At 59.6% G+C, this 23,309-nt stretch carries 19 protein-coding genes and 1 tRNA gene; 16 read left to right on the top strand and 4 right to left on the bottom strand.

Going from position 1 to position 23,309, the window contains the following annotated elements; all coding sequences use genetic code 11:
* Nucleotides 1-9: 9 nt before the first annotated feature.
* From apaG to ACRESH_RS07625, 7 genes are all read left to right on the top strand, one after another.
* Nucleotides 10-390: a Co2+/Mg2+ efflux protein ApaG gene (gene apaG / locus ACRESH_RS07655; protein ID WP_431741410.1), complete on the top strand. Its 381-nt coding sequence runs from the start codon at nt 10-12 to the stop codon at nt 388-390.
* Complete coding sequence (locus ACRESH_RS07650; protein ID WP_431741409.1) at nt 390-1,262, top strand: symmetrical bis(5'-nucleosyl)-tetraphosphatase; 873 nt, start codon at nt 390-392, stop codon at nt 1,260-1,262. Before apaG ends, ACRESH_RS07650 begins: the two co-directional genes overlap by 1 nt.
* A 17-nt stretch (nt 1,263-1,279) precedes the next feature.
* Nucleotides 1,280-1,609 carry a thiosulfate sulfurtransferase GlpE gene (glpE, locus tag ACRESH_RS07645; protein ID WP_431741408.1) on the top strand — a complete coding sequence of 110 codons (330 nt, stop codon included), beginning with the start codon at nt 1,280-1,282 and terminating at the stop codon, nt 1,607-1,609.
* 282 nt (nt 1,610-1,891) lie between these two features.
* Nucleotides 1,892-3,814: a PrkA family serine protein kinase gene (locus ACRESH_RS07640; RefSeq protein ID WP_431741407.1), complete on the top strand. Its 1,923-nt coding sequence runs from the start codon at nt 1,892-1,894 to the stop codon at nt 3,812-3,814.
* A gap of 104 nt (nt 3,815-3,918) precedes the next feature.
* The gene (locus ACRESH_RS07635) at nt 3,919-5,187 is read left to right on the top strand and encodes a YeaH/YhbH family protein (protein ID WP_431741406.1); all 1,269 of its coding nucleotides are present in this window, start codon (nt 3,919-3,921) and stop codon (nt 5,185-5,187) included.
* Nucleotides 5,184-6,746, top strand: a complete 1,563-nt coding sequence (locus ACRESH_RS07630) for a SpoVR family protein (protein WP_431741405.1) — start codon at nt 5,184-5,186, stop codon at nt 6,744-6,746. Before ACRESH_RS07635 ends, ACRESH_RS07630 begins: the two co-directional genes overlap by 4 nt.
* A gap of 56 nt (nt 6,747-6,802) precedes the next feature.
* Nucleotides 6,803-8,032 carry a multifunctional CCA addition/repair protein gene (locus ACRESH_RS07625; protein ID WP_431741404.1) on the top strand — a complete coding sequence of 410 codons (1,230 nt, stop codon included), beginning with the start codon at nt 6,803-6,805 and terminating at the stop codon, nt 8,030-8,032.
* A gap of 62 nt (nt 8,033-8,094) precedes the next feature.
* Here the strand turns inward: ACRESH_RS07625 and folK are convergent, their stop codons facing one another.
* Nucleotides 8,095-8,604 carry a 2-amino-4-hydroxy-6-hydroxymethyldihydropteridine diphosphokinase gene (folK, locus tag ACRESH_RS07620; RefSeq protein ID WP_431741403.1) on the bottom strand — a complete coding sequence of 170 codons (510 nt, stop codon included), beginning with the start codon at nt 8,602-8,604 and terminating at the stop codon, nt 8,095-8,097.
* On the bottom strand, nt 8,595-8,948 hold the full coding sequence (gene folB, locus ACRESH_RS07615) for a dihydroneopterin aldolase (protein ID WP_431741402.1): 354 nt from the start codon (nt 8,946-8,948) through the stop codon (nt 8,595-8,597). The genes folK and folB overlap by 10 nt, the downstream gene beginning before the upstream one ends.
* A gap of 74 nt (nt 8,949-9,022) precedes the next feature.
* Here folB and plsY point away from each other — a divergent pair, with 74 nt between their 5' ends.
* Nucleotides 9,023-9,592, top strand: a complete 570-nt coding sequence (gene plsY, locus ACRESH_RS07610; protein WP_431741401.1) for a glycerol-3-phosphate 1-O-acyltransferase PlsY — start codon at nt 9,023-9,025, stop codon at nt 9,590-9,592.
* 23 nt (nt 9,593-9,615) lie between these two features.
* Here plsY and tsaD read toward each other — a convergent pair whose 3' ends face one another.
* Nucleotides 9,616-10,641 carry a tRNA (adenosine(37)-N6)-threonylcarbamoyltransferase complex transferase subunit TsaD gene (gene tsaD / locus ACRESH_RS07605; protein ID WP_431741400.1) on the bottom strand — a complete coding sequence of 342 codons (1,026 nt, stop codon included), beginning with the start codon at nt 10,639-10,641 and terminating at the stop codon, nt 9,616-9,618.
* Nucleotides 10,642-10,843: 202 nt separating this feature from the next.
* Here tsaD and rpsU point away from each other — a divergent pair, with 202 nt between their 5' ends.
* From rpsU to ACRESH_RS07580, 5 genes are all read left to right on the top strand, one after another.
* Nucleotides 10,844-11,059, top strand: a complete 216-nt coding sequence (rpsU, locus tag ACRESH_RS07600) for a 30S ribosomal protein S21 (protein ID WP_002551877.1) — start codon at nt 10,844-10,846, stop codon at nt 11,057-11,059.
* A 304-nt stretch (nt 11,060-11,363) separates the two neighbouring features.
* On the top strand, nt 11,364-13,334 hold the full coding sequence (dnaG, locus tag ACRESH_RS07595) for a DNA primase (RefSeq protein WP_431741399.1): 1,971 nt from the start codon (nt 11,364-11,366) through the stop codon (nt 13,332-13,334).
* Between the two features lie 67 nt (nt 13,335-13,401).
* Nucleotides 13,402-15,249 carry an RNA polymerase sigma factor RpoD gene (gene rpoD / locus ACRESH_RS07590; RefSeq protein ID WP_431741398.1) on the top strand — a complete coding sequence of 616 codons (1,848 nt, stop codon included), beginning with the start codon at nt 13,402-13,404 and terminating at the stop codon, nt 15,247-15,249.
* Nucleotides 15,250-15,375: 126 nt separating this feature from the next.
* Nucleotides 15,376-19,119: an EAL domain-containing protein gene (locus tag ACRESH_RS07585; protein ID WP_431741397.1), complete on the top strand. Its 3,744-nt coding sequence runs from the start codon at nt 15,376-15,378 to the stop codon at nt 19,117-19,119.
* A 13-nt stretch (nt 19,120-19,132) separates the two neighbouring features.
* Nucleotides 19,133-19,209 (top strand) — tRNA-Ile (locus ACRESH_RS07580).
* 85 nt (nt 19,210-19,294) lie between these two features.
* Here the strand turns inward: ACRESH_RS07580 and ACRESH_RS07575 are convergent.
* On the bottom strand, nt 19,295-19,948 hold the full coding sequence (locus tag ACRESH_RS07575; RefSeq protein ID WP_431741396.1) for a glycosyltransferase family 25 protein: 654 nt from the start codon (nt 19,946-19,948) through the stop codon (nt 19,295-19,297).
* Nucleotides 19,949-20,152: 204 nt separating this feature from the next.
* Here ACRESH_RS07575 and ACRESH_RS07570 point away from each other — a divergent pair, with 204 nt between their 5' ends.
* From ACRESH_RS07570 to ACRESH_RS07560, 3 genes are all read left to right on the top strand, one after another.
* The gene (locus ACRESH_RS07570) at nt 20,153-20,614 is read left to right on the top strand and encodes an Lrp/AsnC family transcriptional regulator (RefSeq protein ID WP_431741395.1); all 462 of its coding nucleotides are present in this window, start codon (nt 20,153-20,155) and stop codon (nt 20,612-20,614) included.
* 171 nt (nt 20,615-20,785) lie between these two features.
* Nucleotides 20,786-22,468 carry a flavin monoamine oxidase family protein gene (locus tag ACRESH_RS07565; RefSeq protein ID WP_431741394.1) on the top strand — a complete coding sequence of 561 codons (1,683 nt, stop codon included), beginning with the start codon at nt 20,786-20,788 and terminating at the stop codon, nt 22,466-22,468.
* Between the two features lie 13 nt (nt 22,469-22,481).
* Nucleotides 22,482-23,285, top strand: a complete 804-nt coding sequence (locus ACRESH_RS07560) for a carbon-nitrogen hydrolase family protein (RefSeq protein ID WP_431741393.1) — start codon at nt 22,482-22,484, stop codon at nt 23,283-23,285.
* Nucleotides 23,286-23,309 lie beyond the last annotated feature (24 nt).

The following is a 23,309-nucleotide window of genomic DNA, read 5'->3' as shown; positions in this document are numbered from 1 at the left end:
GCCCCTTGCATGTCAGATCCCCGCTACCAGATCGACGTCAGCGTCGTGACCCGCTTTCTCAAAGAACAATCCGACCCCGAAAACGACCGTTTCGCCTTCGCCTACACCATCACCGTGCAAAACAACGGCTCGGTGTCGGCCAAGCTGCTGTCGCGCCACTGGTTGATCACCAATGGCGATGGCCAGGTCGAAGAAGTAAAGGGCGCCGGCGTGATTGGCCAGCAACCACTGATCGAACCTGGCAAGAGCCATACCTACAGCAGCGGTGCAGTCATCAGCACCCAGGTCGGCACCATGCAGGGCAGCTACCAGATGGTCGCCGAAGACGGTAAGCGCTTCGACGCCAGCATAGCCCCGTTCCGCCTGGCCGTTCCCGGAGCCCTGCACTGATGGCGGTATACGCAGTTGGCGACCTGCAAGGGTGCCTGCAGCCACTCAAGTGCCTGCTCGAACGGGTCAACTTCAACCCCGCCGTCGACCGCCTGTGGCTGGTGGGCGACCTGGTCAACCGCGGCCCGGAGTCATTGGCAACCCTGCGATTCCTGTATTCCATTCGCGATTCGCTGGCCTGCGTGCTGGGCAACCACGACCTGCACCTGCTGGCGGCCTGGCATAACATCGAGCGCCTGAAAAAGAACGACACCCTGCGCGAGATTCTCCAGGCGCCGGACGCAGACGAACTGCTTGACTGGTTGCGTCGGCAAAAGCTGCTGCACTACGACGAGCAGCGCGGGGTGGCCCTGGTACATGCCGGCATTCCACCGCAGTGGACCCTGGGCAAGGCCCTGGAGCTGGCTGGCGAAGTAGAGGAAGTGCTGCGCGACGACAACCGCCTCAAACTCTATCTCGACGGCATGTACGGCAACGAGCCGCACAAATGGAGCAAGGACCTCAGTGGCGTAACCCGCCTGCGGGTGATCACCAACTACTTCACCCGCATGCGCTTTTGCACCAGCGAAGGCAAGCTTGACCTCAAGGGCAAGGAAGGCGCCGACACCGCCCTGCCCGGCTACAAGCCCTGGTTCGCCCACAAAGGCCGACGCTCGCGGCATGTGAAGATCATCTTCGGCCACTGGGCGGCGCTGGAAGGTCGCTGCAATGAACCTGGCGTCATTGCCCTCGACACCGGTTGCGTCTGGGGCGGGGCGATGACCCTGTACAACGTCGACAGTGGCGCCATGCACCGTTGCGAATGCACTGACAAAGGCGCCGCGCGGCCGCAGCCGACGCCTGCACAACCGGCTAGAATGAGCGACCATTGATGAAGGAAACCGTACCCATGAGCGAATTCAAACGCATCTCTCCCGAGCAGGCCCAGGCGCTGCGTGAGCAAGGTGCGGTCGTGGTCGATATTCGCGACCAGCCAACCTACGCCCTCGGCCATATCACCGGCTCGAAGCATCTGGACAACCATTCGGTGGCGGACTTCATCCGCGGCGCCGATCTGGATGCACCTACCGTGGTGGTCTGCTATCACGGCAATTCCAGCCAGAGCGCTGCTGCTTATCTGGTCAGCCAGGGCTTTTCCGACGTCTATAGCCTCGACGGCGGCTTCGAGCTTTGGCGTGGCACCTACCCGGCAGAAACCGCCCAAGGTAGCGCTGAATAATTTTTTTCATCTCCCGCAGCCCGCGTCCTCTGCGGGCTTGCGCCTGACCTGACGAACGGTCGCCAGCAACAATTCACCCAACCGCCCTTGACCTCGCCGAGAACCAACTATCCTTAAGCCGAGGCCATCCAAAAAGGGGAGAGCCGGTACACCGGCGTGCGGGTCATCGGTAGCGAGTTCTAGGTGTTCTGGGGGGTATACAGCAGTCGGCATTCGTCGATTGCATGCCAGCATCAGCTGACTGATCCGGCGTCGGCTCCACGTATCGAGCGAGGTGACGTCATGAGTATTTTTAGCCACTTCCAACAACGCTTCGAGTCCACCCGTCAGGAAGAATTCTCCCTGCAGGAGTACCTTGAGCTCTGCAAAAGCGATCGCAGTGCTTACGCGTCGGCGGCTGAACGCCTGTTGATGGCCATCGGTGAACCGGAACTGGTCGACACCTCGCACAACTCAAGGCTATCGCGAATCTTCTCCAACAAGGTGATCCGCCGTTATCCGTCCTTTGAAGACTTCCATGGCATGGAGGAGTGCATCGATCAGATCGTCTCCTACTTCCGCCATGCCGCTCAGGGCCTGGAAGAGAAGAAACAGATCCTCTACCTGCTCGGCCCCGTGGGTGGCGGCAAATCCTCCCTGGCCGAAAAACTCAAGCAACTGATGGAGAAGGTGCCCTTCTATGCCATCAAGGGCTCGCCGGTCTTCGAGTCGCCTCTGGGGCTGTTCAACGCCACGGAAGACGGCGCGATTCTCGAAGAAGACTTCGGTATTCCGCGGCGCTACCTGAATACCATCATGTCGCCCTGGGCGACCAAGCGACTGGCCGAGTTCGGCGGTGACATCAGCCAGTTCAGGGTGGTCAAGCTGTACCCGTCGATCCTCAACCAGATCGCCATCGCCAAAACCGAACCGGGTGACGAGAACAACCAGGACATTTCCGCCCTGGTCGGTAAGGTCGATATCCGCAAACTCGAGGAATACCCACAGAACGACGCCGACGCCTACAGCTACTCGGGCGCGCTGTGCCGGGCCAACCAGGGCCTGATGGAATTCGTCGAGATGTTCAAGGCGCCGATCAAGGTTCTGCACCCGTTGCTGACCGCCACCCAGGAAGGTAACTACAACAGTACCGAAGGCCTGGGGTCCATCCCCTACTCCGGGATCCTCCTGGCCCACTCCAACGAATCGGAATGGCACAGCTTCCGCAACAACAAGAACAACGAGGCGTTCATCGACCGCATCTACATCGTCAAGGTGCCGTACTGCCTGCGGGTCAGTGACGAGATCAAGATCTACGACAAGCTGTTGTTCAACAGTTCGCTGGCCAAGGCCCACTGCGCACCCGACACGCTGAAGATGCTCGCCCAGTTCACCGTACTTTCGCGGCTCAAAGAGCCAGAAAACTCAAACATTTACTCGAAAATGCGGGTCTACGACGGCGAAAACCTCAAGGACACCGACCCCAAGGCCAAGTCAATCCAGGAATACCGTGACTCAGCTGGCGTCGATGAAGGGATGAACGGCCTGTCGACCCGGTTTGCCTTCAAGATCCTGTCGAAAGTCTTCAACTTCGACCCACACGAGATTGCCGCCAACCCTGTGCACTTGCTGTATGTGCTTGAGCAGCAGATCGAGCAGGAACAGTTCCCGGCCGAGATGCGCGAGCGCTACCTGCGCTACCTGAAAGAATACCTGGCACCACGCTACATCGAGTTCATCGGCAAGGAAATCCAGACGGCTTACCTTGAGTCCTACAGCGAGTACGGCCAGAACATTTTCGACCGCTACGTGCTGTACGCCGACTTCTGGATCCAGGACCAGGAATACCGCGACCCGGAAACCGGCGAGATCCTCAATCGCATCGCCCTCAACGAAGAACTGGAGAAAATCGAGAAACCAGCGGGCATCAGCAATCCGAAGGACTTTCGCAACGAGATCGTCAACTTCGTGCTGCGCGCCCGAGCCAACAACAACGGCAAGAACCCGACCTGGCTCAGCTACGAAAAACTGCGGGTAGTGATCGAGAAGAAAATGTTCTCCAACACCGAAGACCTGCTGCCAGTCATCAGCTTCAACGCCAAGGCGAGCAAAGAGGATCAGCAGAAACACAACGACTTCGTCACCCGAATGGTGGAACGCGGCTACACAGACAAGCAAGTTCGGCTGCTCTCGGAATGGTACCTGCGGGTCAGGAAATCGCAGTGATCGAGCTGTAAGTGGCAAGCCGCAAGCTCTGCGCCAGGCTCTTGTCAGTCACCTGGCTCGGCTTGCGGCTTGAAGCTTGAGTCTTCAGCTCCCCGGAGGGGCCTATGAGCTATGTGATCGACCGACGCCTGAACGGCAAGAACAAGAGCACGGTAAACCGCCAGCGCTTTTTGCGGCGTTACCGTGACCACATCAAGAAAGCCGTCGAGGAGGCCGTAAGCCGCCGCTCCATTACCGACATGGAACATGGCGAGCAGATCAGCATACCCGGTCGTGATATCGACGAACCGGTGCTTCACCATGGCCGAGGCGGCAAGCAGACCGTGGTGCACCCGGGCAACAAGGAATTCACCGCCGGGGAACACATCGCCCGACCACAGGGTGGCGGTGGGGGCGGTCGCGGCAAGGCCGGCAATTCCGGCGAGGGCATGGATGAGTTCGTCTTCCAGATCACCCAGGAGGAATTTCTCGAGTTCATGTTCGAGGATCTGGAGCTGCCCAACCTGGTCAAACGTCACCTGACCGGCACCGATACCTTCAAGACCGTGCGAGCCGGCATCAGCAATGAAGGTAACCCGTCACGCATCAACATCATCCGCACCCTGCGCTCAGCTCACGCCCGACGTATTGCCTTGTCTGGCAGCAGTCGCGCCAAACTGCGCGTAGCGCAAGAGGAACTGGCGCGGCTGAAACGGGAAGAACCAGACAATTTCGGCGATATTCAGGCAATAGAAACCGAAATTGAACGTTTGAGCGCGCGTATAAACCGCGTACCTTTCCTCGACACGTTCGACCTCAAGTACAACTTGCTGATTAAACAACCCAACCCCAGTTCCAAAGCCGTGATGTTCTGCCTGATGGACGTTTCCGGGTCCATGACCCAGGCCACCAAGGATATCGCCAAGCGCTTTTTCATCCTTCTGTACCTGTTCCTCAAGCGCAACTACGACAAGATCGAGGTGGTGTTCATCCGCCACCACACCAGTGCTCGCGAAGTCGACGAAGAGGAGTTCTTCTATTCCCGGGAAACCGGCGGCACCATCGTCTCAAGCGCCCTGAAGCTGATGCAGGAGGTAATGACCGAACGCTACCCGGCCAATGAGTGGAATATTTACGCAGCTCAAGCCTCGGATGGCGACAACTGGAATGACGATTCGCCGATCTGCCGCGAGATACTGAGCAAGCAGATCATGCCATTCGTCCAGTACTACACTTACGTTGAGATTACCCCCCGCGAACATCAGGCATTGTGGTTCGAATATGAACGTATCGGCGAAGCCTTTGCCGACACGTTTGCCCAGCAACAGCTGGTGTCGGCCGGCGATATCTATCCGGTCTTCCGTGAACTCTTCCAGCGCAGGTTAGTGACATGACCGCTAGAGAGCAGAAGCGCCAACCCATTTCCACCGGGTCCGAATGGACATTCGAACTGATCCAGGCCTATGACCGGGAAATCAGCCGCCTGGCCGAGCGCTATGCCCTGGACACCTACCCCAACCAGATCGAAGTGATCACCGCCGAGCAGATGATGGACGCCTATGCGTCCGTTGGCATGCCCCTGGGCTATCACCATTGGTCCTATGGCAAACACTTCCTCAGCACCGAGAAGTCCTACAGCCGTGGCCAGATGGGCCTGGCCTACGAGATCGTGATCAACTCCGATCCCTGCATTGCCTACCTGATGGAAGAAAACACCATCTGCATGCAGGCCCTGGTGGTTGCTCATGCCTGTTACGGACACAACAGCTTCTTCAAGGGCAATTACCTGTTCCGCACCTGGACCGATGCCAGCTCGATCATCGACTACCTGGTGTTCGCCAAGCAGTACATCACCCAATGCGAGGAACGCCACGGCATCGATGCGGTGGAGGACCTGCTCGACTCCTGCCACGCCCTGATGAACTATGGTGTCGACCGTTACAAGCGCCCCTACCCGATTTCCGCCGAGGAGGAACGGCGCCGGCAGAAGGAACGTGAAGAACACCTGCAAAAGCAGATCAACGACCTGTGGCGGACCATCCCCAAGGGTGCCGGCAAGAACAGCGAACGCGACAACGCCCGCTTTCCGGCCGAACCCCAGGAGAACATTCTCTACTTCATCGAGAAGCACGCACCGCTGCTCGAACCCTGGCAGCGCGAAGTCGTGCGCATCGTGCGCAAGATCGCGCAGTACTTCTACCCGCAACGTCAGACCCAGGTGATGAACGAAGGCTGGGCGACCTTCTGGCATTACACCTTGATGAACGACCTGTACGACGAAGGCCTGGTCACCGAGGGCTTCATGATGGAGTTCTTGCAGTCGCACACCAGCGTGGTGTTCCAGCCCGGTTTCGACAGCCCTTACTACAGTGGCATCAACCCCTATGCCCTGGGTTTTGCCATGTACCGCGACATTCGGCGCATGTGCGAAAACCCCACCGAAGAGGACCGTCGCTGGTTCCCCGATATCGCTGGCAGCGACTGGCTGTCGACCATCAAGTTCGCCATGAGCAGCTTCAAGGACGAGAGTTTCATCCTCCAGTACCTGTCACCCACGGTGATCCGGGACCTCAAGCTGTTCAGCATCCTCGACGACGATCAGCGCGATGACCTGCTGGTGCCGGCCATCCATGACGAAAGCGGCTACCGGATCATCCGGGAAACCCTGGCCGCCCAATACAACCTGGGCAATCGCGAACCCAACGTGCAGATCTGGAGCATCGACCGCCGCGGCGACCGCTCCCTGACCCTGCGCCACCAGCAACATGATCGCAAACCACTAGGCGACTCGACGGAGGAGGTTCTCAAGCACCTGCACCGCCTCTGGGGCTTCGATATCCACCTGGAAACCCTGCAGGGTGAGCAAATCATGAAAACCCACCATGTGCCACCCAAGGGCGAACACGGCGAAGCCGAGTATGGTCGCCTGGACTTGGCAGTCGTACACCTCTAGCCCGACCCTCCGTTGCTGCCAGACAGGGTATCCTGTGGTATCAACGGAGGATTTACATGCAGATCTACAAAGTCGGCGGCGCCGTAAGGGACCGCCTGCTCGGCCAGCCGGTCAGTGATATCGACTGGGTTGTGGTCGGCGCTACCGCAGAGCAAATGCAGGCGCTTGGCTATCGGCCAGTGGGTGCCGACTTTCCGGTGTTCATCCACCCCAAAAGCGGCGAGGAGTACGCCTTGGCGCGTACCGAACGCAAGAGTGGACGTGGTTACGGCGGGTTCACCTTTCATGCCAGTCCCGAGGTAACACTTGAAGAGGACCTGATCCGACGCGACTTGACCATCAACGCCATGGCCGAGGACGAACAGGGTAAAGTCAGTGATCCTTATCACGGCCAAAAAGATCTAAAAGCCCGGATTTTACGCCACGTATCCCCGGCGTTCGCCGAAGACCCTTTACGAGTCCTGCGCGTCGCCCGCTTTGCCGCGCGTTATGCCAGACTGGGTTTCAAGGTGGCCCCGGAAACTATTGAACTGATGCGCCAGCTCAGCGAATCCGGTGAGCTCCAGGCGCTCACCGCCGAACGCAGCTGGAAGGAAATCGCTCGGGCGCTGATGGAAGATCAACCTCAGGTATTCATCCAGGTACTACGCGATTGCAGTGCCTTGAAGGAGCTGATCCCGGAGCTCGATGCGCTGTTTGGCGTACCACAACCAGCCGCTCACCACCCTGAGATCGACAGCGGCATCCACACCCTTGCCGTCCTCGAACAAGCCGCACGGCATCAGCAACCCCTGAGTGTGCGCTGGGCCTGCCTGCTGCATGATCTGGGCAAGGGGCTGACCCCAGAAGAGGAATGGCCTCGGCACATCGCACACGAGCATCGCGGGCTCAAACTGATCAAGGTGGTCAACCAGCGCTTCAGGGTGCCGCGCGACTGCCAGGAGCTGGCGATGCTGGTCGGCGAGTACCACACCCATTGCCACCGCGCCCTGGAGCTCAAGGCCTCGACCTTGCTCGAGCTGCTGCAGAGTTTCGATGTTTATCGCCGGCCGCAACGCTTTGAGGAGTTCATTGCTGCTTGCGAAATGGATGCCCGTGGGCGCTTGGGGCTGGAGCAGCGCGAATATCCGCAGGCGGGCTACCTGCGCGGCGCTGCGACAGCGGCGCGGGCCGTACAGGTGCAGGCGCTGATGCAGCAAGGGCTGACCGGGCAGGCACTGGGTGAGGCGCTCAAGGGCGAACGCTTGAAGGCACTGAAAATATACAAGGACAGCGTCGAAAGTTGATCCCATCGCGGGGCAAGCTCGCTCCCACAGGGTCGGCGGGAGCGGGCTTGTCCCGCGATGCCTCAAAGGCTGGTCAACTGCTGCCCACGCCACTCAAACGGCACTGGCGCGAGCACCTGCTCTATCTGCGCCTCAGCCCACAACTGCGCCGTGATCTTGCCCGCCCCCGGATGCACCAGTTCCGGTGCAATCAACGAGAGCGGCCATAGCACGAAAGCGTTCTTGAGGATCTCAGCCCGAGGCAGCACCAACCCATCAAAACTGCCATACAGGTCGTTGTACATCAGTACATCGATGTCCAGCGGCAAGCCTTTGCGCTCGGGCGCGTATCGGCCGTTGTCGGCTTCGATGAACTTGAGCCGACGGTCCAGCTCCATCAGTGGCAAATCGGTCAGCCCGGTAACCACCAGATTGAAGAAAGGGCCGCTTTTTATCCCCACCGCCTGGCTCTCGAACACCGCCGAACAACGCATGTCCTGCAGAAAACCCGCCAGCGCATCCAGCCCCGCACACAGATTCCGCTCACGCTCGACATTGCTGCCAAGGCCAAGGTAAACCCGGTTCAGAGACATCCGCGCTCGATCTCCACGCCCACTCCAGTGGCGGCCGATACGGCGCCGGGCTTGGTCAATTTGAGGTGCAGCCAGGGAATCTGGAACTCACTCATCAACACCGCTGCCAGGCGCTCGGCAAAGGTCTCTACCAACTGGAACTCGGATTGCTCGGCAAACGCCTGGATACGCGCAGTCACACTGGCGTAGTCGAGTGCCAGGGTCAGGTCGTCGCCCGCCGCTGCCGGACGGTTATCCCAGGCAAAACGCAGATCCAGACGCAGGCACTGGCGGATGCCACGCTCCCAGTCATAGGCACCGATGACGGTATCGACTTCCAGGCCTTCGATGAACACTCTGTCCAAGCACTTCTCTCCACTGCACGACAAGGGCGACTGGCGCCGTTAGAATCGGGGCGTCCTCGCCCGGAATAGTTAGCATGTTTTGGTTACTGGCGCTGCTCGCCTACCTGCTTGGCTCGCTGTCCTTTGCTATCCTCCTGAGCCGCCTCAATGGCAGCCCGGACCCGCGCATGAGCGGTTCCGGCAATGCCGGTGCAACCAACATGCTGCGCCTGGCCGGCCGCAAACTGGCAGTCCTGACCCTGCTAGGCGACCTGTGCAAGGGCTTGTTCCCCGTACTGATCGCCGGTCTTGCCGGCCTTGGCCTGCAACAGCAGGCCTGGATCGGCTTGTGCGCAGTCATCGGCCACCTGTTCCCGGTGTACTTCTGCTTTCGCGGCGGCAAAGGTGTCGCCACGGCCGCTGGCATACTCCTGGGCCTCTACCCACCAGCGGCGCTACTGGCCATTAGCGCTTGGCTGCTGACTTTCTACCTGACCCGTACCAGTTCCTTGGCCGCGCTGATCGCCACCCCCCTGACCCTACCGCTGTTGGCCTGGCGCGAGCCGCAAGTGCTGTTGCCGATCAGCGTATTGACCGCGCTGATCGTCTGGCGTCACCGCGGCAATCTACGCGACCTTTTTGCCGGCCGCGAACGGCATTTCTGAATCACCTGCATGAGCAGCACTCATTACAGCGGCGCCAGTTGCTCCATCGGCCAACGTGCCTGCACGCTGATCGCCAGGCTTTCCTTCTGCCCCACAGCCAGTCGCTGGCAACCGGCATAGGCGATCATTGCGCCATTGTCGGTGCAGAACTGTGGCCGGGCGTAGTACACATTGCCCTTGATGCCCGCGAGCATGTCCTCCAACGAAGCCCGAAGAGCCTTGTTGGCACTGACACCACCGGCGATCACCAGCCGTTTGAGACCGGTCTGCTTCAAGGCGCGCTTACACTTGATGGTCAGAGTTTCCACCACCGCCTGCTGGAAGGCTAGCGACACGTCGCAACGGGTTTGCTCGCCGTCGTCTCCAGCCTTCTGGCACTGCTGCCAGGTGTTCAGGGCAAAAGTCTTGAGGCCGCTGAAGCTGAAATCCAGGCCTGGGCGATCGGTCATCGGCCGCGGGAACACGAAACGCCCAGGAACGCCCTGGGTCGCGAGACGGGCGATTTCCGGGCCACCCGGATAATTCAGGCCCATCAGCTTGGCGGTCTTGTCGAACGCCTCGCCCGCTGCATCATCAAGGGTTTCACCCAGCAACTCGTATCGACCGATGCCATCCACGCGTACCAGCTGGGTATGTCCACCGGACACCAGCAAAGCGACGAACGGAAACTCAGGCGGCTGCTCCTCGAGCATCGGCGCGAGCAAATGGCCTTCCATATGGTGCACGCCCAACGCCGGGATACCCCAGGCAAAGGCCAGGGCCTGGGCGCAGGACGCCCCCACCAGCAGCGCGCCGACCAACCCAGGGCCCGCGGTATAGGCAATGGCATCAATCTCGGTGGCGACACAGTCGGCTTCGGCCAGCACCTGACGGATCAACGGCAGCATGCGCTTGACGTGATCACGCGAGGCCAGCTCCGGCACCACGCCGCCATAGGCACGGTGCAGGTCGATCTGACTGAACAATGCATCGGCCAAAAGACCGCGCTCACTGTCGTATAATGCGACGCCGGTTTCGTCGCAGGATGTTTCCAATCCCAGTACTAGCATGGGTCTGCGCCTTGTGGAGGCTGAATTCGAAGGCGCGCATGATAGTCCCCACTCCCGGTGCCGACCAGCGGTTTTCGATCAGAGGCTTTGCATTCCTGCTGGCTAAGGGTTAACATCCGCAACCCTTAAAAACCGACGTTCTCCAGTGCACAGTTTTGCCACGAGTTCGTTGACCCCCGGTAATGAATGAAGGTAGCTCTGGATGCCAGCCGTCAAAGTTAAAGAGAATGAACCCTTCGACGTAGCTCTGCGTCGTTTCAAGCGCTCCTGCGAAAAAGCCGGTGTTCTGGCTGAAGTTCGTAGCCGCGAATTTTACGAGAAGCCGACTTCTGAGCGTAAGCGCAAGGCAGCAGCCGCTGTTAAACGTCACGCCAAGAAAGTTCAGCGCGAACAGCGCCGCGCCGTTCGCCTGTACTAATACAGACGTCCGTCGCAAGCTTCTGCCTCGCCCGGCCCAAAGCCGGGCTGCCGGCAGTCGTTGCTTGATCCTCAGGCCTTTGTGCCCGAGGCGTCCCATTGCCCTGCAGTGCGGACAACCTGCCTGAATCGTCAGAACTGGCCTCACCGCCAGCTGTGCACGTCATTACTGACGAGCCCTCACCGGCTACAGACGAGCACGTCTTTCCGAATTTTGTGTTACGCCATTCGACATCGCTCGAACGCGCAGCCGTTCCCGCAGCATTAGCGATTACACTTGTTTATCGCCTGATGATGAGAGTGCCATGGCCGGGCTGATTCCCCAAAGTTTCATCGACGACCTCCTCAACCGTACCGACATCGTCGATGTGGTGAGTTCGCGCGTGCAACTGAAAAAGGCCGGCAAGAACCTCACCGCCTGCTGCCCGTTCCACAAGGAAAAAACCCCGTCCTTCAGCGTCAGCCCTGACAAGCAGTTCTATTACTGCTTCGGCTGCGGCGCAGGCGGCAACGCCCTTGGTTTCATCATGGACCACGATAACCTGGACTTTCCCCAGGCCGTCGAGGAACTGGCCAAGGCTGCCGGAATGGAAATCCCACGCGAGGAAGGTGGCCGCGGGCAAAAACCTCGGCAACCCACCGACTCGCCGCTTTATCCCCTGCTGGAAGCGGCTGCCGAATTTTATCGCCAGGCCCTGAAAAGCCACCCGACACGCCGTTCGGCCGTGGAATACCTCAAAGGCCGCGGCCTGTCCGGTGAAATCGCTCGCGACTTCGGCCTGGGCTACGCCCCACCCGGCTGGGACAACCTGTTCAAGCACTTGAGCAGCGATACCCTGCAACAGAAGGCCATGATCGATGCCGGCCTGCTGATCGAAAACGCCGAATCAGGCAAGCGCTATGATCGCTTCCGCGACCGGGTCATGTTTCCGATCCGCGACAGTCGCGGCCGGGTCATCGCCTTCGGTGGCAGGGTGTTGGGCGACGACAAACCCAAGTACCTGAACTCCCCGGAAACCCCGGTATTCCACAAGGGCCAGGAGCTATACGGGCTGTACGAAGCGCGCAAGTTCAACCGCAACCTCGATGAAATCATCGTGGTCGAAGGCTACATGGACGTCATCGCCCTCGCCCAGCAAGGCCTGCGCAATGCGGTGGCGACCCTGGGCACAGCCACCAGCGAGGAACACCTCAAACGCCTGTTTCGCGTCGTCCCCAGCGTGCTGTTCTGCTTCGACGGCGACCAGGCAGGCCGTAACGCCGCCTGGCGCGCTCTGGAGGCAACGCTGTCGAGCCTGCAAGACGGGCGCAAGGCGCGCTTCCTGTTCCTCCCGGAGGGTGAAGACCCGGATACCCTGATCCGCGCCGAAGGCACCGACGCCTTTCGCGCCCGTATCAACCAGCATGCCCAGCCCCTGGCCGACTACTTTTTCCAGCAGTTGACCGAAGAAGCCGACCCGCGCTCGCTTGAGGGCAAGGCGCATATGGCCACCCTGGCAGCACCGTTGATCGAAAAAGTGCCCGGTGCCAACCTTCGTGCACTGATGCGCAATCGTCTCAAGGAAATCACCGGGCTCGACAACCAGCAGGTCGAGCAGCTGAGCCACAGCGCGCCAGCCGAAGCACCACCCAGCTACGACCCTGGCATCGATTACGACGCGATTCCCGACTACACCCCGGACTACGGCGACTTTCACCAGCCCGAGTACGCGCCTGCGCAGCAGCAGTGGACGCCGAACAAGGGCGGCAAGAAGAAGTGGGAAGGCAAGCCGTGGGACAAGAAGGGCAAGAAGTGGGAGCGTAATGGCCAACGCCAGGAGGCTCCAGAGTGGACACCAATTTCGGTCGAACCGCCGATCATTACAGCGCTGCGCTCCATCCTGCACCACCCGCAACTTGCCAGGAAGGTAGAGGATGCCAGTCACTTCGCAGCCGAAGAACACCGCTACCCCCAGCTGCTCGTAGCTCTACTCGAAGCGTTGCAGAAAAATCCTGAGCTACGCTCTTTACAGCTAATCGCACGCTGGCACGGCACTGAACAGGGCCGCTTGCTACGCGCACTGGCGGAAAAGGAGTGGCTGATAGATGCCGAAAACCTTGAACAACAGTTTTTCGACACCATAACTAGATTATCAGCCCGCCAACGGGAACAGAGGCTGGATAATCTACTCTTAAAAGCAAACGTAAGCGGATTGAACGCAGACGAGCAAAAACAGCTGCTTGACCTATTAAGCCGTAATGTTCCCGCACAATCCCCGACCTCAACTGGCGCGTGAGGTCCTAGCTCGGGTATAATCCTCGGCTTGTTTTTTGCCCGCCAAGACCTTCAGTGGATAGGGTGTTATGTCCGGAAAAGCGCAACAGCAGTCTCGCATCAAAGAGTTGATTACCCGCGGTCGTGAGCAGGGCTACCTGACTTACGCGGAGGTCAACGACCACCTGCCTGAGGATATTTCAGATCCGGAGCAGGTGGAAGACATCATCCGCATGATCAACGACATGGGGATCAACGTATTCGAGAGTGCTCCGGATGCGGATGCCCTTTTGTTGGCCGAAGCCGATACCGACGAAGCCGCAGCTGAAGAAGCCGCTGCTGCGTTGGCGGCTGTGGAAACCGATATCGGTCGCACGACTGACCCAGTGCGCATGTACATGCGTGAAATGGGTACCGTCGAGCTGCTGACCCGCGAAGGCGAGATCGAAATCGCCAAGCGTATCGAAGAAGGTATTCGCGAAGTCATGGGTGCTATCGCCCACTTCCCGGGTACTGTCGACTACATTCTCAGCGAATACGACCGAGTGACCGCCGAAGGCGGCCGCCTGTCGGATGTTCTCAGTGGCTACATCGACCCGGACGACGGCATCGCCCCGCCGGCCGAAGTGCCGCCGCCTGTCGACCCGAAAGCACCGGCCAAGGCCGAAGCTGACGACGAAGACGAAGAGAAGGACGGTGACGACGAAGAGGAAGAGGCCGAAAGCGGTCCCGACCCGGTCATTGCACAGCAGCGTTTTGGTGCCGTTCAGGAACAACTGAACGCTACCCTCAAAGTGCTGAAAAGGAATGGCCGCCAGCACAAGGACAGCCTCAAGGCGATGCTTGAACTGGCAGAACTGTTCATGCCGATCAAGCTGGTGCCAAAGCAGTTCGAAGTTCTGGTCGAACGCGTTCGCAGCGCTCTGGATCGTCTGCGCCAGCAAGAACGCGCGATCATGCAACTTTGCGTCCGTGACGCACGCATGCCACGCGCCGACTTCCTGCGTCTGTTCCCAAGCAATGAAACCGACCAGACCTGGAGCGGCGATCTTTCCAAGCGCAGCACCAAGTGGGCTGCCGCGCTGGGCGAGAAAAACGACGCAATCGTCGCTTGCCAACAGAAGCTGATCGACCTGGAAACCGAAACCGGTCTGAGCATCGCCGAGATCAAGGACATCAACCGTCGCATGTCGATCGGTGAAGCCAAGGCTCGTCGGGCGAAGAAAGAGATGGTTGAGGCCAACCTGCGCCTGGTTATCTCCATCGCCAAGAAGTACACCAACCGTGGCCTGCAATTCCTCGACCTGATCCAGGAAGGCAACATCGGCTTGATGAAAGCGGTGGACAAGTTCGAATACCGTCGTGGTTACAAGTTCTCGACCTATGCCACCTGGTGGATTCGCCAGGCGATCACCCGTTCGATCGCCGACCAGGCTCGCACCATCCGTATTCCGGTGCACATGATCGAGACGATCAACAAGCTCAACCGTATTTCCCGGCAGATGTTGCAGGAAATGGGTCGCGAACCGACCCCGGAAGAGCTGGGTGAGCGCATGGAAATGCCTGAGGACAAAATCCGCAAGGTATTGAAGATCGCCAAAGAGCCGATCTCCATGGAAACCCCGATCGGTGATGACGAAGATTCGCATCTGGGCGACTTCATCGAAGACTCGACCATGCAGTCGCCAATCGATGTGGCCACGGTCGAAAGCCTCAAGGAAGCGACCCGTGACGTGCTCTCCGGCCTGACTGCACGCGAAGCCAAAGTGCTGCGCATGCGTTTCGGTATCGATATGAACACCGATCACACCCTCGAAGAGGTCGGCAAACAATTCGACGTGACCCGTGAGCGGATCCGTCAGATTGAAGCCAAGGCGCTACGCAAGCTGCGCCACCCGACGCGAAGCGAGCATCTGCGCTCCTTCCTCGACGAGTGATAACAAACCCCGGCCCAGGCCGGGGTTTTTCTTTTGCGCGCGAAGAAACTTTAAGACTTTCGCCATACCCTTTCACAGAAATGCCCGTCTACACTCGAAGCAGTCCACCTGTGTGACGAGGCCGTTATGCCCAGAATGCCGGCTCTTCTGTTGCTATTCCAGCTGCTCTGGAGTGCAACGGCCGGCGCCTTGACCCTGACCGACGAAGAACAAGCCTGGCTCAGCGCCCACCCGCAGCTGCGCCTGGGCGTCGACGCATCCTGGCCACCGTTTGAGTACCGTGACCAGGACGGCCGCTACCAGGGATTGGCTGCCGACTACATTGCCCTTATCCAGGACCGGCTGGGTGTGGCGTTCAAGCCGGTCGAGCCGACCACTTGGACAGCCGTGCTTGAACAGGCACGGCAAAACAAACTGGATTTGCTCCCCGGCATCATGTCGACGCCGGGGCGCCAGGCCTTCCTGGCCTTTACCCGCCCCTACCTGGACTTCCCGATCGTCATCCTGGCTCACAAGGGAGGGCCGCAACCACGAAACATCAAGGACCTCTACGGGCTGAAGGTTGCGGTGGTGGAAAACTACGCCCCCCACGAACTGCTACGCACCTATCACCCCGACCTGAACCTGGTCGCCTTGGCCAATGTCAGCTCGACCTTGCAGGCACTGGCCACCGACGAAGTCGATGCGGTGGTCGGCGACCTTGCATCAAGCATCTGGAGCCTGCGTCAGCTCAAGCTTGAAGGCCTGCATGTCAGCGGTGAAACACCCTATCGCTATCAACTGGCCATGGCCGTACCACGGGAACAGAAAATCCTGGTGGGCATCCTCGACAAGGTCATGGCTGACATGAGTAGCAATGAAATCAGCAGTATTCAGGAGCGCTGGGTTGGCAAGGTGCTGGATCATCGCACCCTCTGGCACGACCTGCTGATCTACGGCCTGCCCGCCGTGCTGCTGTTGGTGGCAATACTGGCCGCGATGATTCAGGTCAATAGGCGCCTGAGTTCGGAAATTTCCCGACGCATCTCCCTGGAGCAGGAACTGCGCAGCAGCGAGTACCACTACCGAGGTCTGGTCGAAAGCCTGTCAGCAATCGCCTGGGAAGCCGACGCCAATGACTTCACCTACAGCTACGTTTCGCCCCACGCCGAGAACCTGCTTGGCTATCCACTAGGCCAATGGCTGCGCCCAGGCTTCTGGCGCAGCATCATCCACCCCGATGACGCCCTCTGGGCCCAGGCTTACTGCGACAGCGAAACCGCCGCCAGGCGCGATCACAGCTTCGACTACCGGGTGATTTGCGCCGATGGCCGCAGCCTTTGGGTACGCGATATCGTCAGCCTGATCGAGCACGGGCATAAGCCGGTGATGCGCGGACTGATGATCGATATCAGCGAAACCAAGAATACCGAAGACGCCCTGCGTCTCTCTGAGCAGAAATTTGCTTCGGTGTTCCAGCAATGTCCGGACATCCTGCTGATCGCCCGCCTCAGCGATGGCTGCCTGCTGGAGGTCAACGAGGCTTTCGAAGAGCAGATCGGTCTGAGCTCGGCACAGGTCATTGGACGTACGGCCACCGAGCTGAATATCTGGGGGAGCGACGGAGTCGGCCCAGGACTGCTCCTGCGCCTGCAGTCAGGCAGCGTTCGCAACCTGGAAACGCTGTTTCGACGCAGTAACGGCCAGCTGTTCACCGGACTGATCTCGGCTGAGACCTTTGAACTGGACAGTACACCCGCCCTGGTCGTGGCCGTGCGCGATATCAGCCAGCTCAAGGAAACCCAGCAACAACTGCAAACCTCCGAAGAGAAGTTCGCCAAGGCCTTCCACGCCTCCCCTGACGGCCTGCTGCTATCGCGTCAAAGCGACGGTCTACTCCTGGAGGTCAACGAGGGCTTCTGCCGCCTGACCGGTTTCGACAGTCACATGTCACTGGATCACTCCACCCTGGATCTGGGCATCTGGGTGGATCTCAACGAACGCCGACGCCTACTGGAAATGCTGAAAAAAGACGACTTCGTCCGCGACTTCAGCTGCCATATCCGTCGCAGCGACGGGCAGATACGCCTGTGCGAGCTCTCTGCCCGGCCATTACCGATTGCCGGTGTCGATTGCATGCTGACCATCGCCCGGGACATCACTGAACGCCATCTGATGCAGGAAAAGCTGCAACTGGCCGCCACAGTATTCGAAAATACCGCCGAAGGCGTGTTGATCACCGACACCGAGCAGCACATCAGTGCCGTCAACCGGGCCTTCAGCGACATCACCGGTTACAGCGAACTCGAAGCGTTGGGACAAACACCGCGCCTGCTCGCTTCGGGCCAGCACGACAGTGCTTTTTATGCTGCCATGTGGCACCAGTTGACCGCCGAAGGGCACTGGCAGGGCGAAATCCACAACCGACGCAAAAATGGCGAGCTGTATCCCAGCTGGCTGACCATCAGTGCCGTGCGTAACAGCGAGCGGGGTATCACCCACTTTGTCGCGGTGTTCGCCGATATTTCCAGCCTCAAGCATGCCCAGGCGAAACTCGACTACCAGGCCCACCACGACCCACTCACCGGCTTGCCCAACCGCACGCTGTTCGAAAGCCGCCTGCACGCCGCCCTCAACTGTGCCCAGAGCTCCAATCGCCAGGGCGCTGTGTTGTTCCTCGACTTGGACCGTTTCAAACACATCAACGACAGCCTTGGCCATCCGGTCGGCGACCTGCTACTCAAGGGCATCGCCCAACGCCTGAAAGAACAGGTGCGCGATATCGACACAGTGGCACGCCTGGGGGGTGATGAGTTCATCATTCTGTTGCCCGGCCTGCACCAGCCCAGCGATGCCAGCCATATCGCCAACAAACTGCTGGCCTGCTTCGGCGCCCCCTTCCAGGCCGGGGAACACGAGTTTTTCACCAGCGCCAGCATTGGCACCAGCCTGTATCCACAGGACGGCACCGATGTTGCCTCACTGATCCGCAATGCCGACGCAGCGATGTATCGATCCAAGGCCAAAGGCCGCAACCGGGTCGAGTCCTACACCCGCGACCTCACGGCCCAAGCCAGCGAACGCATTGCCCTGGAGCACGAGCTGCGCCGGGCAATAGAGCGCAATGAACTGAGCCTGAGCTACCAGCCCAAGTTCAGCCTGAAAACCCAGAGCCTGGTTGGTGCCGAAGCACTGATCCGCTGGACTCACCCGCGGTTCGGCGACGTGCCTCCGGAACATTTCATCAGCCTGGCCGAAGAGAACGGCATGATTCTGCAGCTGGGTGACTGGGTACTGGAACAGGCTTGCCAGCAAATGCAGGAATGGAAGAAAAGCTACCTGGCATTCGGTCCCCTGTCGGTCAACCTTGCCGGCGCCCAACTGCGTCAACCCTGCTTGATCAAGCGCATTGAGCAGCTACTCAATGCTCACCAGCTCAAAGCCGGTGACCTGCAACTGGAAATCACCGAGAACTTCATCATGAGCCAGGCCGAAGAAGCCCTGGCCATCCTCCACCAGCTCAAGCAACTAGGAGTGCAACTGGCTATCGACGACTTTGGCACAGGCTACTCGTCACTGAGTTACCTCAAGCGCCTGCCGCTGGACATCCTCAAGATCGACCAATCGTTCATTCGCGGGCTGCCGGACGACCCCCACGATGCCGCCATCGCCCGGGCGATCATTGCCCTGGGGCGCAGCATGCAACTGACCATCATTGCCGAAGGCGTGGAGAACCAGGCGCAACAGCAATTTCTCGCCGCCGAAGGCTGCGAGCAGATCCAGGGTTACATCGTCAGCCTGCCGCTGCCCGCCGAGGAATTTGCCGCATCATTCCTTCGTATAGCCATTTCGGATCTTTCAGATAGCACAGCCTGGAAACCCTCGTTATAATCCGCGACCACTGGGGCCTATAGCTCAGTTGGTTAGAGCAGAGGACTCATAATCCTTTGGTCCACGGTTCAAGTCCGTGTGGGCCCACCAAACAAAAAGCCGCGCATTGCGCGGCTTTTTCTTACCTGAAGCAAACCTGCGGCCACCTTGCCTCCAGCCCCTCCAAGCCCTAGCCTCAGAAACGCACTCGGAACAGGGTACGCCAAAAGTTCTTCAGGGGGGAAAGACGATGCTTGTGCCAATTACGCTGCCAGAACTCATCTTCGTTCTTGACCACTGATTCAATATCGCTCCCCGTTGCTGACGCCGCATGTTGACGAAACAACATCGGGAACACGCAGTGCTGTTTGATCCGCTGCTTGAACATGACATCGACCGGCGTACCGTCATAAGGCGTTTCAGCCAGAATCCGGCAACCCTCAGGCGAAAGGATGTAGGCATGGAGGGCCACTACCCGGCCGCGAGCGATATAAGGGAACCAGGTCAACCACGTTCTGCCCATGCTGTAGCCCAAGTGCAGCACTTCAAATTTGCGTGAACGGATAAAGCGATTGACCCAGCGGATCTGTGTCGCTTTCAGCGGGTAGGCTTTAACGTCATCCTCGAAGATCAATACGCGCTGCAAACCTTCATTCAACGCCTGCTGTGCCAAGGCCTGGTGTGATTCGTAGCAGCCTTTGACAGGGTCATCACTACGCTCGACCACGTGGAAGATCACCGGGTTCTGGATCAGGCTGGCAACGGTCTGGTTGAACAGTTCGCGCCTATCGCTTCTCTCTTTGATAGATATGCAATAAACGGCATCTACGTCGAAATTGATCTTGCTCACCACACAGTTCCTTCGTGCATCAACTCGCATTCACGTATGGTGCATCTGAAAAAAAACGATTTTACTGCCTATAGCGTGATAGTACAAAGACCCCCTGAACTTCAGCCTCTGCGCACAGGCGTCTTGCTGGAAGGCGCATGGAATAGATAGGCTACCGCGCTTATTCCATGCCCCGCGCTATGCGGCGTTCGCCAGAGAGTTTCCATGTCCGACAGCCGTCCCGCCGCCCTCGATGAAATCGACCGCCAACTGATTTCACTGCTGCAGATCAACGCCCGCGAAAGCGTCGCCATGCTCGCCCGGCAACTGGGCATCGCCCGTACCACAGTGACCTCGCGCCTGGCCAGGCTGGAAAAGACCAAGGTCATCAGCGGCTACGGCGTGCGTCTGGGCCAGCGCCTGATCGATGGCGGCTTGCAGGCCTATGTCGGGATCAAGGTGCAACCACGCTCGGGCAAAGACGTGGTGCGCCGCCTCAGTGCCATGGGGCAGGTCCAGCAGCTGTGCACGGTGAGTGGTGAGTTTGACTACGTGGCCTGGCTACGCAGTGACTCGCCGGAGCAACTGGACCAGTTGCTCGACCAGATTGGCAGTATCGAAGGGGTAGAAAAGACCACGACCTCAATCATCCTCAGCAGCAAGGTTGATCGTGGCCAGCCGGTTTGATTGCAGAACAGGATCGGTCAATATGATCAACAATCAAGTCATAGTGACAAAAATAATCACATATCGACGACACTCTGCATCTTAATTACGTAACTCCCACCCCCTAAACTGACCGCCAGCGTTTTCCTATACTCAAGCTCCGCATCCTGCGCAGCCCTGGCAAGGTCACCCATGAACAAGAACAATCGTCACCCCGCCAACGGCAAGAAACCTGTCACTATCTTCGGCCCGGACTTCCCGTTCGCCTTTGACGACTGGATCGAGCATCCTGCGGGCCTGGGCAGTATCCCGGCCGAGCGCCACGGCGAAGAAGTGGCGATTGTCGGTGCCGGTATCGCTGGCCTGGTGGCGGCGTACGAGCTGATGAAGCTGGGCCTCAAGCCCGTGGTCTACGAAGCATCGAAGATGGGCGGACGCCTGCGTTCACAAACCTTCGAAGGCACCGACGGGATCATCGCCGAACTTGGCGGCATGCGTTTCCCGGTATCTTCCACGGCGTTCTATCACTACGTGGACAAGCTCGGCCTTGAGACCAAACCCTTCCCCAACCCGCTGACCCCGGCGTCAGGCAGCACGGTCATCGACCTGGAAGGCCAGACCCATTACGCCGAAAAACTCTCAGACCTGCCGCAACTATTCCAGGAAGTAGCCGATGCCTGGGCCGATGCCCTGGAAGATGGCGCCCGCTTTGGCGATATCCAGCAGGCTATCCGCGACCGCGACGTAGCGCGTCTCAAAGAACTGTGGAACACCCTGGTGCCGCTGTGGGACGACCGCACCTTCTACGACTTTGTCGCCACCTCCAAAGCCTTTGCCAAGCTCAGCTTCCTGCACCGGGAAGTCTTCGGCCAGGTCGGATTCGGCACCGGCGGCTGGGACTCGGATTTCCCCAACTCGATGCTGGAAATCTTCCGCGTGGTCATGACCAACTGTGACGACCACCAACACCTGGTGGTGGGGGGCGTCGAGCAGGTGCCGCTGGGCATCTGGCGCCATGTACCCGAGCGTTGTGCCCACTGGCCGCAAGGCACCAGCCTCAGCTCACTGCACCGTGGCGCGCCGCGTCCGGGGGTCAAGAGTATCGCCCGCGACGCCGACGGGCGCCTGGCGGTGACCGACAACTGGGGCGACACCCGCCACTACGCCGCCGTACTCACTACCTGCCAGAGCTGGCTGCTGACCACCCAGATAGAATGCGAAGAATCGCTGTTCTCGCAAAAGATGTGGATGGCCCTGGACCGCACCCGCTACATGCAGTCGTCGAAGACTTTCGTCATGGTCGACCGGCCATTCTGGAAAGACAAGGATCCAGAGACCGGCCGCGACCTGATGAGCATGACCCTGACCGACCGCCTGACCCGCGGCACTTACCTGTTCGACAACGGTGACGACAAGCCGGGGGTCATCTGCCTGTCCTACTCATGGATGAGCGATGCCCTGAAGATGCTCCCGCACCCGGTGGAAAAACGCGTGAAGCTGGCGCTCGATGCGCTGAAGAAGATCTACCCGAAAGTGGACATCGCCGGCCACATCATTGGGGATCCGATCACCGTGTCCTGGGAAGCCGACCCGCATTTCCTCGGGGCCTTCAAGGGGGCCCTGCCTGGGCACTACCGTTACAACCAGCGCATGTACGCGCACTTCATGCAGCAGGATATGCCAGCCGAACAACGCGGCATTTTCATCGCCGGTGACGATGTGTCCTGGACGCCGGCCTGGGTCGAAGGCGCGGTGCAGACCTCGCTCAATGCGGTGTGGGGTATCATGAATCACTTCGGGGGGCATACCCATCCGGACAACCCAGGCCCAGGCGATGTGTTCAAGGAAATCGGGCCGATCGCCCTGGCCGACTGACGGGAGTAACGCCATGCGCATCGCACTGTATCAAGGTGCTCCGCAGCCATTGGATGTACCCGGCAACCTTGAGCGCCTGCACCAACAGGCGCAACTGGCCGCCGCCCGTGGTGTCGAGTTGCTGGTGTGCCCGGAAATGTTCCTGACCGGCTACAACATCGGCAGCGAAGCCGTGGCACGCCTGGCCGAGGCCGAAGACGGGCCGTCGGCCATGGCCGTGGTGGAAATCGCCCAGAGCAATCGCATCGCCATTGCCTACGGCTACCCGGAGCTGTCCGAGGACGGCCGGGTGTACAACGCCGTGCAGTTGATCGACGCCCACGGCAGTAGCCTGTGCAACTACCGCAAGACCCATCTGTTCGGCGGTCTGGACCGGGCGATGTTCAGCCCTGGGCCTGACCACTTCCCAGTGGTGGAACTGAACGGATGGCGCCTGGGCCTGCTGATCTGCTACGACATCGAGTTTCCGGAAAATGCCCGGCGCCTGGCCCTCGCCGGTGCCGAACTGATTCTGGTGCCGACCGCAAACATGGTGCCCTACGATTTCATTGCCCAGGTCACCGTGCGCGCCCGCGCCTACGAAAACCAGTGCTACCTGGCCTATGCCAACTACTGCGGTGCCGAAGACGAGATCCACTACTGCGGGCAAAGCAGCATTGTCGGCCCGGACGGCAGTATCCTGGCCATGGCCGGCCGCGACAGCACCCTGCTGCAGGCAGACCTGGAACTGCAACGGGTACACGAAGGACGCGCCAGCACGCCCTACCTGCACGACTTGCGCCCTGAGCTCTATGGCGATCCGCGTGATCGCGGATAATCCGCTAGCATGACGGCTCGCGCT

The sequence above is a fragment of the Pseudomonas sp. genome (assembly GCF_050739775.1).
Classification (GTDB): domain Bacteria; phylum Pseudomonadota; class Gammaproteobacteria; order Pseudomonadales; family Pseudomonadaceae; genus Aquipseudomonas.
Note: the sequence above shows the minus strand (reverse complement) of the source record. Positions and strands in the feature narration are given on the sequence as shown.

Excerpts from the sequence above, each read along its gene's own strand:
- apaG (WP_431741410.1), top strand. The coding sequence starts at position 10 with ATGTCAGATCCCCGCTACCAGATCGACGTCAGCGTCGTGACCCGCTTT.
- ACRESH_RS07650 (WP_431741409.1), top strand. The coding sequence starts at position 390 with ATGGCGGTATACGCAGTTGGCGACCTGCAAGGGTGCCTGCAGCCACTC.
- glpE (WP_431741408.1), top strand. The coding sequence starts at position 1,280 with ATGAGCGAATTCAAACGCATCTCTCCCGAGCAGGCCCAGGCGCTGCGT.
- ACRESH_RS07640 (WP_431741407.1), top strand. The coding sequence starts at position 1,892 with ATGAGTATTTTTAGCCACTTCCAACAACGCTTCGAGTCCACCCGTCAG.
- ACRESH_RS07635 (WP_431741406.1), top strand. The coding sequence starts at position 3,919 with ATGAGCTATGTGATCGACCGACGCCTGAACGGCAAGAACAAGAGCACG.
- ACRESH_RS07630 (WP_431741405.1), top strand. The coding sequence starts at position 5,184 with ATGACCGCTAGAGAGCAGAAGCGCCAACCCATTTCCACCGGGTCCGAA.
- ACRESH_RS07625 (WP_431741404.1), top strand. The coding sequence starts at position 6,803 with ATGCAGATCTACAAAGTCGGCGGCGCCGTAAGGGACCGCCTGCTCGGC.
- folK (WP_431741403.1), bottom strand. The coding sequence starts at position 8,604 with ATGTCTCTGAACCGGGTTTACCTTGGCCTTGGCAGCAATGTCGAGCGT.
- plsY (WP_431741401.1), top strand. The coding sequence starts at position 9,023 with ATGTTTTGGTTACTGGCGCTGCTCGCCTACCTGCTTGGCTCGCTGTCC.
- tsaD (WP_431741400.1), bottom strand. The coding sequence starts at position 10,641 with ATGCTAGTACTGGGATTGGAAACATCCTGCGACGAAACCGGCGTCGCA.
- rpsU (WP_002551877.1), top strand. The coding sequence starts at position 10,844 with ATGCCAGCCGTCAAAGTTAAAGAGAATGAACCCTTCGACGTAGCTCTG.
- dnaG (WP_431741399.1), top strand. The coding sequence starts at position 11,364 with ATGGCCGGGCTGATTCCCCAAAGTTTCATCGACGACCTCCTCAACCGT.
- rpoD (WP_431741398.1), top strand. The coding sequence starts at position 13,402 with ATGTCCGGAAAAGCGCAACAGCAGTCTCGCATCAAAGAGTTGATTACC.
- ACRESH_RS07585 (WP_431741397.1), top strand. The coding sequence starts at position 15,376 with ATGCCCAGAATGCCGGCTCTTCTGTTGCTATTCCAGCTGCTCTGGAGT.
- ACRESH_RS07570 (WP_431741395.1), top strand. The coding sequence starts at position 20,153 with ATGTCCGACAGCCGTCCCGCCGCCCTCGATGAAATCGACCGCCAACTG.
- ACRESH_RS07565 (WP_431741394.1), top strand. The coding sequence starts at position 20,786 with ATGAACAAGAACAATCGTCACCCCGCCAACGGCAAGAAACCTGTCACT.
- ACRESH_RS07560 (WP_431741393.1), top strand. The coding sequence starts at position 22,482 with ATGCGCATCGCACTGTATCAAGGTGCTCCGCAGCCATTGGATGTACCC.